Source organism: Erwinia sp. GW821-FHT03D09 (assembly GCF_059420805.1).
This window is the reverse complement of the sequence record NZ_JBWKUK010000002.1, coordinates 183087-194573: the sequence shown is the minus strand read 5'-3', so window position 1 is coordinate 194573 and position 11487 is coordinate 183087. Positions and strand designations below refer to the sequence as shown.

The following is an 11487-nucleotide window of genomic DNA, read 5'->3' as shown; positions in this document are numbered from 1 at the left end:
AAAGAAACCGGGCCGAACGGTTTACGTCGGCCCGGCTGCTGTCAGTATCCTGCCGTTAAATCATCAATCGTACGCGGATCGGAAGCGCCATAACGCATACCGTCCGGCCCCAGCATAATGCTCTGGGTGCTGCCCATCGCCGGCATCACCTTCACCTGCTGGCCCTTCTCACCCAGCAGCTTCAGCGTGTCCGGGCTGAAACCCTTCTCCACCCGCAGCTGATCCGGCAGCCACTGATGGTGAAAGCGCGGCGCGTTGGTGGCTTCCGCCACGTTCATACCAAAATCGATGCTGTTAACCACCATTTGCAGCACGGTCGTGATAATACGGCTGCCGCCCGGGCTGCCTGTGACCAGCCAGGTTTTACCGTCTTTCGCCACGATGGTCGGCGACATGGAAGAGAGCGGGCGCTTATACGGCTGCACCGCATTGGCCTCACCACCGACCAGGCCATACACATTTGGCGTGCCGGGCTTGGCGGAGAAGTCATCCATCTCGTTATTCAGCAAAATGCCGCTGTCGCTGGCAACGATGCCGCTGCCGAAGTTGGTGTTCAGCGTGTAGGTCACCGCCACCGCATTGCCGTCTTTATCCACCACCGAGAAATGCGTAGTCTGATCGCTTTCATACGGGGCCAGCTTGCCCGGCTTGATCTCCGACGACGGACGCGCCTTCGCCAGGTCGATCTGCTGCGCCAGGGTTTTCGCATAGGCTTTGCTGGTCAGCGCCTGGGTCGGCACCTTAACGAACTCCGGGTCGCCGAGATATTCCGAGCGGTCGGCGTAAGCATATTTCTCCGCTTCCGCCATCACCTGGATCGCATCGGCGCTACCGAAGCCCATCTTCGCCAGGTCAAAATTTTCCAGAATATTCAGGATCTGCACGATGTGAATACCGCCAGAGGACGGCGGTGGCATGGAATAAACTTCGTAGCCGCGATAGCTGCCGCTGATCGGTTTACGCTCGATGGCACGGTAGTTGGCCAGGTCCGCTTTGCCAATCAGTCCACCGTGCTGCTCCATTTCTGCCGCGATTTGATCGGCAATTTTCCCTTTATAAAACGCATCCGGCCCCTGGCGGGAAATCAGCTCCAGGCTGTTCGCCAGATTATGCTGCACCAGTTTGTCGCCTTTCTGCCAGGGCGTGCCGTCAGCCTTGAAGAAGATGGCCTTGCTGTTCGGGTGGCTGAGCAATACCTCTTTGCCGTACACGCTGAGATCGTCGGCCAGCGATTCATTCACCACAATGCCTTTGCGCGCCAGCTCCAGAGCGGGCTGGATGAGCGTGCTCAGCGGCAGCGTACCGTACTTTTGGTTCGCCAGAGAGAAGCCCGCCACCGTGCCGGGAACGCCGGACGCCAGGTGGGAGATCAGCGATTTTTTACTGTCGGCATTGCCCTGCGCATCAAGGAACATATCGCGGCTGGCGCGAGCCGGTGCCATTTCACGGAAATCAATCGAAGTGGTAGTGCCGGAAGCGGTACGCAGCATCATAAAGCCGCCACCGCCCAGATTACCCGCCTGCGGATGGGTCACGGCCAGCGCATAGCCGACGGCCACCGCCGCATCCACCGCGTTACCGCCCTGTTCGAGGATCCTCACACCCACCGCCGTGGCGGTAGCGTCCACCGACGCCACCATGCCGTGCGCCGCTTTCACCGGATGGAAGGTATCCGTTCCTACCCCGTAGGATACCGCTGCCACTGCCGGTGCGGGCTGTGCCGTCGGCGTGTCGGTGGGGACTGCACCCGCACCCTGCCAGACCAGTAACCCAGCCAGCAGCGACCAGGACAGGCGACGCATCTTACCTTGTGTCATCATTGTTACATCCTTTAAGTTTAATTACGTTATGTTTGCCATTGATAAATATGCACCAAAACGACAGGTTCGTGAACTTTGCCTGAAATCAGGAGTACTCCTGGCCTCAGAACGTTGCGTCTGGCGTAAAATAGGAGCAGTAACACGGAGGAATCACAATGAAAGCGAAGGTGTTAGTAATACTTGCCGCCCTGCTGCCGCTGAGCGGTATCGCGAACATGTTAAACAACAGTAATAACCCGTATCAGCCGGGCTACAACCCCAGCACCCAGCGAATGCAGCAGCAGATGCAGACCCAGCAGTCTCAGCAGAAACTGAAACTTCAGCAGGATCAGCTGCGGCAGCAGCAGGATCTACAGCGTAAAATTCAGGAGCAGCGCGACAGTGCCTCGCAGCGCACGTTGAACAATCAGCCGGGGCACAGCAACAACACGCAGCCGTCTAACTAGACTCGACACAAAACTTCCCTGCCTTACTCTCCACAGTGCCCTGTCGGTTATCCGCCAGGGCACTGTGTCATATCAGACTGAACGAGAATCGTCTTCGTTCACGATCGGCCTGGACAGGCTTTTTTCAAACGGGCATCCACCGCGGTTGGCTTCAGGATTGCCCTGCAGGTCAAATAGTGGGGTATCGCCGCCTTATTCTCAGCGAAAATCCGGCCCGATCACGTCAATGCGGTCGGTACAGATCGCATCCACGCCCCACTGCAGCAGCTGATGGGCACGCTCCGGATCGTTAACCGTATACACCAGAATCCGCAGCCCGGCCTGCTTCAGCTCGGCAGTGCGCTGTTCATCCAGCAGTTTGTGGTTCAGATGGATGGAGAGACAGCCCAGCGCGTCGGTCATCTGCCGCCAGCTATCATTCCATTCATGAAGTAGTAAACCCCTCGGCAGCTCCGGCGCGGCTTTCTGCGCCGCTTCCAGCGCCTCGTAAGAGAACGAAGAGAGCAGCGGTGCCACCTGATCCTGCCACAGGTCGCGCGCGGCCAGCGCCACCACCCGTCCGGTTTCCACCTCAAGGCCGGTGGTCGGCTTGATTTCGATATTCGCCATCAGTCGATGCTGGCGGCAGCGATCCGCCACCTGCGCCAGCAGCGGCAGGCGCTCGCCGTCGAAGGTTTTGCCAAACCAGCTCCCGGCATCCAGCTGCACCAGCTTATCCCACGGCAGCTGTCCGGCCACGCCCCAGCCGTTGCTGGTGCGGTCGAGCGTATCGTCGTGCAGCAGGAAAATCTCACCGTCCTGCGACAGTTTGGCGTCAAACTCGATCATCAGATGGCCCAGCTGCGCGCCAAGATCGATAGCGGCCAGGGTGTTTTCCGGGGCCAGTTTGCCGCCGCCGCGATGGGCGACAATCGGTGGGTAAGGCCAGGCACGATTAATCATTCAGTACGTTGTCCATTTTGGTCAAAGAAGTGCAGCGAGTGCGGTGGCAGATGCAGCCACAGGGTGCTGCCTGCGGCCGGGCGCAGCGAGTGCGGCAGGCGCACCACCAGCTTGTGCTGGCCCCATTTGCCGTGCGCCAGGTTGTCTGCTCCCAGCATTTCCAGCGTCTCCACCACCAGCGGAATACCGCCAGCTTCGGCAGAAGACAGCTCAATATGTTCCGGGCGAATACCCAGCGTCAACGCCTGCCCGGCCCTGCCTGCCGATGGCGCACTAATCGGCAAAGCAAAACGCTCATCCAGGCTGAAGCGAGAGCCGTCAGCGCTGAACTGACCGTCCAGCAGATTCATGGCGGGCGCACCGATAAAACTGGCGACGAAGCGCGTCGCCGGTCGCTCGTAAATTTCGGTTGGCGTACCCAGCTGTTCCAGCACGCCTTTGTTCATCACCATCACGCGCTGCGCCAGGGTCATCGCCTCCACCTGATCGTGGGTGACGTACAGGCTGGTGGTCTGCAGGCGGCGATGCAGCTGCTGTAGCTCAAGGCGCATCTGCACGCGCAGGCGCGCATCCAGGTTCGACAGCGGCTCATCAAACAGGAACACCGCCGGTTCACGCACGATAGCGCGCCCCATCGCCACGCGCTGGCGCTGACCGCCGGAAAGCTCACGCGGGCGGCGTTTCAGCAGCGGTTCCAGCTCCAGGCTGCGCGCCGCTTCCAGCACCTTTTGCCGGATCTGGTCTTTGTCCATGCCGCGAATTTTCAGACCCCAGGCCATATTCTCTTCCACGCTCATGTGCGGGTAGAGCGCATAGTTCTGGAACACCATCGCGATGCCGCGATCTTTTGGCTCTTCATCGGTGACACGGCGGGAATCGATATAGATATCGCCAGAGGTTACTCGTTCCAGCCCCGCCACCATCCGCAGCAGGGTCGATTTTCCACAGCCGGACGGCCCGACCATTACCATAAATTCGCCATCCTGTACGGTCACGTCCAGCGGTTGGATGATCTGGATTTTTCTGTCGTAGGATTTGGTTACTGCCTGAAGTCTTACACCAGCCATAGATTATTTCTCACTCTCTACCAGACCGCGCACGAACGCACGCTGCATGACTAATACGATCACCACCGGTGGGATCAGGGTTAACAGCATCGCCGCCATCACTTCATTCCACTGCGTTGGCGAACCGCTGGTGGAGATCATGCTTTTTATGCCCGCCACGGCGGTGCTCATCGACGCATCGTTGACGATCAGCAGCGGCCACAGATACTGGTTCCAGCCGTAGATAAAGGTGATGACAAACAGCGCTGCCAGATTGGTTTTCGACAGCGGCAGGACGATGTCGCGGAAAAAGCGCATCGGGCTGGCTCCGTCAACGCGCGCCGCTTCCATCAGCTCGTCCGGCATCGACATAAAGAACTGGCGGAACAGGAAGGTCGCGGTAGCCGAGGCCATCAGCGGCAGCGTCAGGCCGCTGTAGCTGTCGAGCATATTCAGATCGGCAATCACCTGCACCGTGGGGAAGATACGCACCTCCACCGGCAGCATCAGGGTGATGAAGATCATCCAGAAAAACAGACCGCGCAGCGGGAAGCGGAACCACACCAGCGCAAACGCCGAAATGATGGAAACGCTGATTTTGCCGATGGTGATCGCCAGCGCCATCAACAGGCTGTTCATCAGCATCAGGCTGAAGGCCGGTCCACTGCCGTTCACCCCCCGCACCCAGATATTGCTGATGTTTTCCCACAGGTGACTGCCGGGGATCAGCGTCATCGGCACCTGATAAACGGCATTGTTATCCAGCGTGGCGGCCACAAAGGCCACATAGAGCGGGAACAGGATGGTCAGGATGCCGAGGATCAGCAGGGTATGGCTGAAGATATCCAGCCCGCGACGATTTTCAATCATTGGTAACGCACCTTACGCTCAACAAAGCGGAACTGAATCACCGTCAGCACAATCACCAGCAGCATCAGCACCACCGACTGTGCGGCAGAGGAAGAGAGATCCAACCCGGCAAAGCCTTCGCGGTAAATTTTATAAATCAGCGTGGTGGTGGCCTGCACCGGGCCACCGCCGGTGGCGGCATCGATCACCGGGAAGGTATCGAAGAAGGCATACACCAGGTTCACCACCAGCAGGAAGAAGCTCACCGGGGTAATCAGTGGCAGCGACAGCGCGAAGAAGCGCCGCACCGGGCCAGCACCGTCAATCGCTGCCGCCTCAACCAGCGACTTCGGAATCGACTGCAATGCGGCGAAGAAAAACAGGAAGTTGTAGCTCATCTGCTGCCAGATAGAGGCCAGCACGATCAGGAACATCGCCTGGCCGCTGTTCTGCGCGTAGTTCCAATTGTAGCCCCACTGGTTCAGCAGGTGGCTGAACAGCCCCAGACCAGGGTTAAACAGAAACATCCACAGCACCGCCGCCACGACCGGTGCCACCGCGTAGGGCAGCAGCAATAGCGTCTGATAGGTCTTTTTCAGGCGAATAACGTAATCCACCAGCGCCGCCAGCAGCAACGACAGCCCCATGCCGAAGAACGTCACCAGCCCGCTGAATTTGATGGTGGTCCAGAATGACTCGAGGTACAGACCGTCGCTGAACAGCCGTTCGAAGTTCTCCATACCAACAAAGGTACTGGAGATACCAAACGGATCGATGCTTTGCAGCGAATACCAGAGCGCTTCGCCCGCTGGCCAGATAAAGAAAATCGCCGTAATCACCAGCTGCGGCAACAGCAGCAGATAGGGCAACAAGCGATTGCGAAAGACGGGACGGGGCTGAGCCATAGTGAATTATCTCGTGCGGAACGGGGTCGGTATTAACGGGCACATCACCGATCGCCCCACGAGAGAGATCGGTGATGTGCCTTTGCAGGCAGACCGCCGCCCGGCCCGGAGGCGAGCGGCGGTCTGTGCCGGCAACAGGTTACTTCGTCTGCCGCTCGAAGCGACGCAGCAGCTCGTTACCACGCTTAACGGCGTTATCCAGCGCAGCCTGTGGCGTTTGCTTACCGGTCCATACGCCTTCCAGCTCTTCGTCAACGATGGTACGGATCTGTGGCATGTTGCCCAGACGCATGCCCTTGGTGAACGGCAGCGGGTCTTTGTTCAGCATCTGGCGAGTTGCAATGTCCGCACCCGGATTCTTGTCATAGAAGCCCTGCTGTTTAGTCAGCTCGTAAGCCGCCGTGGTGATCGGCAGATAGCCGGTTTTCTGATGCCATTCCGCAGCGATTTCCGGCTTAGCCAGGAACTGCATGAACTCGGCGACGCCTTTATAGGTCGCATCGTCTTTGCCTTTCATCACCCACAGGCTGGCACCGCCGATAATGGCGTTCTGTGGCGCGTTCGGCACGGTTTCGTCGTACGGCATCATGCCCACGCCAAAGTTAAACCTGGCGTATTTGCGGATGTCGGCCAGCGAGCCGGAAGAGGCGGTGGTGATCGCACAGTCGCCGTTGTAGAACTTGGAGGTGGATTCATCTTTACGGCCGAAGTAGGTGAAATCACCCTTCTTGTTCAGATCTTCCAACATCTGGATGTGGCGCACCTGTACCGGCTTGTTGAACTCCAGCACGGCATCGGTGCCGTCGAAGCCGTTGTTTTTGGTAGCGACCGGCAGGCCGTGCCAGGCGCTGAAGTTTTCAATCTGAATCCAGCCCTGCCAGCCGCTGGCGTAGCCACAGGACATGCCCGCTTTTCGCAGCGCGTCGGTATCCTTCGCTAATTCCTGCCAGGTTTTTGGCGGCTGGTCCGGGTTCAGACCGGCTTTTTTGAAGGCGTCTTTGTTGTAGTACAGCACCGGCGTGGAACTGTTGAACGGCTGAGAAATCAACTCGCCTTTCGAATCGCTGTAGTAACCGGCTACCGCAGGCACAAACTGTTTCGCATCCATCGCGATACCGGCTTTTTTGAACACTTCGTTAACCGGAACGATGGCTTTCGATGCCATCATGGTCGCCGTACCCACTTCATAAACCTGCAATACAGCCGGTGCTTTGCCGGTACGCACGGCAGCAATACCCGCCGCCAGGCTCTGTTCGTAGTTGCCTTTGTAGGTCGGCACAATTTTATAATCGGGGTGAGCTTCGTTAAAACGCTTCGCCAGTGAGTCAACCTCTACGCCCAGCTCACCTTCCATTGAGTGCCAGAACGGAATTTCGGTAGCGGCCAGCGCGCTGCCGCTGAAGGTCAGTCCCAGCACCATGCTGAGAGCAGTACGACGGAATGCGGTAGATGACATATCGGTTTCCTGTGCCCGTTTTAATGATGCGCGATTACGCGCACTGTGTGAGTCGGCAAGTAACATGCCACGGCTAAATGACAAATTAATAATAGCGATGTGACGAAAATGTGACAAACAAATGACGGGAATTTCGAAACGTGACGGCAGAAATGAGAGGAATGTAACAACTTTGGCAATCAACTGAGAGAAGACGATCACAGATTTAATGCACAATTGTCCGCACGTTCGGAGCAAGAAAAGGCAGCCATGCGGGCTGCCCTTGTGAGTTAACCACCGAGGTAGGCGCTTCTGACCGCCTCGTTGGCGAGCAATGCATCACCCGTGTCTTCGAGCACCACATGACCGTTTTCGAGCACGTAGCCGCGATCCGCCAGCTTCAGCGCCTGATTCGCATTCTGCTCAACGAGGAAGATGGTCATCCCTTCTTTGCGCAGCTGCTCGATGGTGTCGAAAATCTGCTGGATGATAATCGGCGCCAGACCCAGCGACGGTTCATCCAGCAGCAGCAGGCGCGGCTGGCTCATCAGCGCACGGCCAATCGCCAGCATCTGCTGCTCGCCGCCGGACATGGTACCGGCGCGCTGAATACGGCGCTCCCACAGGCGCGGGAACAGTTCGTAAACGCGCTTGATGCGTTCCTGATACTGCTGGCGCTCGGCAAAGAAACCGCCCATCGCCAGGTTCTCTTCCACCGTCATGCGGGAAAATACCCGGCGGCCTTCCGGTACGATGGCGATGGCTTCACGCATGATGCGCGCGGTCTGCCAGTCGGTGATATCCTGACCGTCGAAGACGATAGTGCCCTGCGTTGCGCGCGGTTCGCCGCACAGAGTACCAAGAATAGTGGTTTTACCCGCGCCGTTGGCACCAATCAGGGTGACAATTTCCCCCTGATTAATATGCAGGCTGACGTTGTGCAGCGCCTGAATTTTTCCGTAGTGCGCACTGATATTATTCAGAGAAAGCATGGAGTTACTCATCTTATGCCTCCCCGAGGTAAGCACGGATCACATCCGGGTTGTTACGAATTTCTTCCGGCGTACCGTTCGCCAGCGGCGTGCCCTGGTTCACCACGTAAATACGGTCAGAGATACCCATTACCAGTTTCATATCGTGTTCAATCAGCAGTACCGAGACTTTATGCTCACCGCGCAGTTCTGCAATCAGCTCATCCAGCTCGTGAGTTTCTTTCGGGTTAAGCCCGGCTGCCGGTTCGTCCAGCATCAGGATTTCCGGGCGCGCCACCATGCAGCGGGCGATTTCCAGACGGCGCTGCTGGCCGTAGGCGAGGTTACCCGCCTGGCGGTTGGCCAGATCCAGCAGGCCGACGCGCTTCAGCCAGGCGGCAGCGCGGTCCAGCGCATCGCTTTCCGCACGACGGAAGGCCGGGGTTTTCAGCAGGCCAGAAAAGACACCGCTTTTCAAATGCTGATGCTGTGCCACCAGCAGGTTTTCAATCACCGTCATTTCACGAAACAGGCGCACGTGCTGGAAGGTACGCACCACGCCCATGCGGGCGATCTGCTGCCCCGGCAAACCGGCCAGCTGTTTATCGCCCAGCATGATTGAACCGCCGGTTGGCCTATAGAAGCCGGTCAGGCAGTTAAAGACCGTGGTTTTACCCGCCCCGTTCGGGCCGATAAGCGAGACGATTTCCTGCGAACGGAGTTCAAGCTGAACGTTGTTGACCGCCAGCAGACCGCCAAAGCGCATCATCAGGCCATTGACTGCTAACAAAGGCTGACTCATGCCTGCTCTCCTTTTTCCGCATTTTTCAACTTCAGGTGCGGACGCTTCATCGGCAACAGCCCCTGCGGACGCCAGATCATCATCAGTACCATCAATCCACCGAGCACCAGCATGCTGTACTCGTTGAGGTCACGCATCAGCTCACGCGATACCACCAGCAGTATTGCCGCAAGGATTACCGCAAACTGCGATCCCATCCCACCCAGCACCACGATCGCCAGCACGAAGGCGGATTCCGCAAAGGTGAAGGATTCCGGACTGACAAAGCCCTGACGGGCGGCGAACAGGCAGCCGGCGAAACCGGCAAACGCGGCGCTGATGGTAAACGCGGTCAGCTTGATGCGCGTCGGGCTGAGGCCCAGCGAGCGGCAGGCGATTTCGTCTTCACGCAGCGCTTCCCACGCGCGGCCCAGCGGCATGCGCAGCAGCCGGTTGATCACGAACAGGGTGATCACCACCAGTAGCAGCGCGACCATGTACAGGAAGATAATACGATCGCTCGGGTCGTACTTCAGGCCGAAGAAATTATGGAAGGTGTCCCAGCCGCCGTCGCGTACGCTGCGGTTGAACTCCAGACCGAAGAACGACGGTTTCGGGATCTGACTGATGCCGTTCGGGCCACCGGTGATTTCGGTGTTGTTCAGCAGCAGAATACGCACGATTTCGCCGAAGCCAAGCGTCACAATCGCCAGATAGTCACCCCGCAGGCGCAGTACCGGGAAGCCCAGCAGCAGGCCAAATCCGGCGGCGACGATACCTGCCAGCGGCAGCGACTGCCAGAAGCCCAGCCCGTAGTAGTGGTTCAGCAGTGCAAAGGTGTAAGCGCCGATGGCGTAGAAGCCGCCATAGCCCAGCACCAACAGGCCGGAAAGCCCGACCACCACGTTCAGCCCCAGGCCGAGCATCACGTAGATCAGCGTCAGCGTGGCGATATCCACCGTACCACGCGAAACGATAAACGGCCAGACCGCTGCCGCAACGACCAGCGCCAGCAGGAACAGCTTCTGCTTCGGCGTTGAGCCATCAATTCCCGGCAGCACCAGCGACGGGCCGGAGACTTTTTTCAGGCTGCTCTGCACCAGCGGGCGCAGCATCTGGAAGATAAACACCACGCCGCAGCCGACGGCGATCCAGTTCCAGCGCACGTCTCCGGCGTTGTTAACCACCAGGTGCGTGCCGTCGAGGTTCAGCCGCAGGCCCATAAAGAACGCGGCCAGCACCAGCAGCATCAGTGAGGAGAGGAGCGCATTCAGCAGGTTGAGCTTTTTCATACTTTCTCAACCTCCGGACGGCCCAGAATACCGGTTGGCATCACCAGCAGCACCACGATCAGCAGCGCAAACGACACCACATCTTTGTACTCGGTGCTCAGATAAGCGGAAGTCAGCGCCTCGGCAATACCGAGGATCAGCCCACCCAGCATCGCGCCAGGGATACTGCCAATGCCGCCCAGTACCGCAGCAGTGAAGGCCTTCATCCCGGCCATAAAGCCGATGTACGGGTTGATCACGCCGTAGAACTGGCCCAGCAGTACGCCAGCCACCGCCGCCATCGCCGCGCCGATCACAAAGGTCAGCGAGATCACGCGGTCAGTGTTAATACCCAGCAGACTGGCCATTTTCAGGTCTTCAGCACAGGCGCGGCAGGCGCGGCCCATGCGGGAGTAGCGAATAAACAGCGTCAGCGCCAGCATGGCGAGGAACGTGACCGCCCAGATCACCATCTGCATGGTAGAGATGGTGGCGGCAAAGCCATTGCTTTCTCCCAGCGTCCACTGCCCGGTGACCAGGCTTGGCAGCGCGAGGTCGCGCGAGCCCTGAGTCAGGCTGACGTAGTTTTGCAGGAAGATCGACATCCCGATAGCGGAGATTAGTGCGATCAGACGCTTAGAGGATCGTACCGGCTTGTAGGCCACGCGCTCGATGCTCCAGCCGTAGCAGCTGGCGATCACCACCGCCACTACAAAGCCGCAGCCGATCAGCAGCCAGCTGGCATCAATTCCCATCATCATTAATGCGGCGATGACGATAAACGAGACGTAGCTGCCGATCATATAGACTTCGCCATGGGCGAAGTTAATCATGCCGATGATGCCGTACACCATGGTGTAACCGATGGCGATCAACGCATAGGTGCTGCCCAACGTCACGCCGTTGAACATTTGTTGCAGGAAATAGAGAAACTGCTCGGACATACCTGAATACCTTACGATTCCTCCTGCGCAGGCAGGGCAGAAGGATGGATACAACAAAGGGCCGGGCAGGCCCGACC

General features: G+C 58.4%; 11 protein-coding genes. 1 reads left to right on the top strand and 10 read right to left on the bottom strand.

What is annotated here, in order from left to right; translation table 11 throughout:
• Positions 1-41 precede the first annotated feature (41 nt).
• Positions 42-1820, bottom strand: coding sequence for a gamma-glutamyltransferase (gene ggt, locus AC07U6_RS02630; protein ID WP_494761256.1), 1779 nt, complete (start codon positions 1818-1820; stop codon positions 42-44).
• A 155-nt stretch (positions 1821-1975) separates the two neighbouring features.
• Between ggt and AC07U6_RS02625 the strand changes: the two genes are divergently transcribed.
• Complete coding sequence (locus tag AC07U6_RS02625) at positions 1976-2266, top strand: DUF2756 domain-containing protein (RefSeq protein WP_494761255.1); 291 nt, start codon at positions 1976-1978, stop codon at positions 2264-2266.
• Positions 2267-2464: 198 nt separating this feature from the next.
• On the opposite strand, the gene ugpQ is transcribed toward AC07U6_RS02625, so the two are convergent.
• From ugpQ to livH, 9 genes are all read right to left on the bottom strand, one after another.
• Positions 2465-3208 carry a glycerophosphodiester phosphodiesterase gene (gene ugpQ, locus AC07U6_RS02620; protein ID WP_494761254.1) on the bottom strand — a complete coding sequence of 248 codons (744 nt, stop codon included), beginning with the start codon at positions 3206-3208 and terminating at the stop codon, positions 2465-2467.
• A complete protein-coding gene (locus AC07U6_RS02615; RefSeq protein WP_494761253.1) occupies positions 3205-4275 on the bottom strand; it encodes a sn-glycerol-3-phosphate import ATP-binding protein UgpC in 1071 nt (356 codons plus the stop codon). The genes ugpQ and AC07U6_RS02615 overlap by 4 nt, the downstream gene beginning before the upstream one ends.
• Positions 4276-4278: 3 nt before the next feature.
• Positions 4279-5124, bottom strand: a complete 846-nt coding sequence (gene ugpE / locus AC07U6_RS02610; RefSeq protein ID WP_205067682.1) for a sn-glycerol-3-phosphate ABC transporter permease UgpE — start codon at positions 5122-5124, stop codon at positions 4279-4281.
• Positions 5121-6008 (bottom strand): sn-glycerol-3-phosphate ABC transporter permease UgpA, encoded by an 888-nt coding sequence (gene ugpA / locus AC07U6_RS02605; RefSeq protein ID WP_105594073.1) that lies wholly within the window; start codon positions 6006-6008, stop codon positions 5121-5123. Before ugpA ends, ugpE begins: the two co-directional genes overlap by 4 nt.
• Before the next feature lie 139 nt (positions 6009-6147).
• Positions 6148-7464, bottom strand: a complete 1317-nt coding sequence (gene ugpB, locus AC07U6_RS02600; protein WP_494761252.1) for a sn-glycerol-3-phosphate ABC transporter substrate-binding protein UgpB — start codon at positions 7462-7464, stop codon at positions 6148-6150.
• Positions 7465-7733: 269 nt separating this feature from the next.
• A complete protein-coding gene (gene livF, locus AC07U6_RS02595) occupies positions 7734-8447 on the bottom strand; it encodes a high-affinity branched-chain amino acid ABC transporter ATP-binding protein LivF (RefSeq protein ID WP_494761251.1) in 714 nt (237 codons plus the stop codon).
• Between the two features lies 1 nt (position 8448).
• Positions 8449-9216 carry a high-affinity branched-chain amino acid ABC transporter ATP-binding protein LivG gene (gene livG, locus AC07U6_RS02590; protein ID WP_494761250.1) on the bottom strand — a complete coding sequence of 256 codons (768 nt, stop codon included), beginning with the start codon at positions 9214-9216 and terminating at the stop codon, positions 8449-8451.
• Positions 9213-10487: a high-affinity branched-chain amino acid ABC transporter permease LivM gene (locus AC07U6_RS02585; protein WP_494761249.1), complete on the bottom strand. Its 1275-nt coding sequence runs from the start codon at positions 10485-10487 to the stop codon at positions 9213-9215. The genes livG and AC07U6_RS02585 overlap by 4 nt, the downstream gene beginning before the upstream one ends.
• Positions 10484-11410, bottom strand: a complete 927-nt coding sequence (gene livH, locus AC07U6_RS02580; RefSeq protein ID WP_123334125.1) for a high-affinity branched-chain amino acid ABC transporter permease LivH — start codon at positions 11408-11410, stop codon at positions 10484-10486. Before livH ends, AC07U6_RS02585 begins: the two co-directional genes overlap by 4 nt.
• Positions 11411-11487 lie beyond the last annotated feature (77 nt).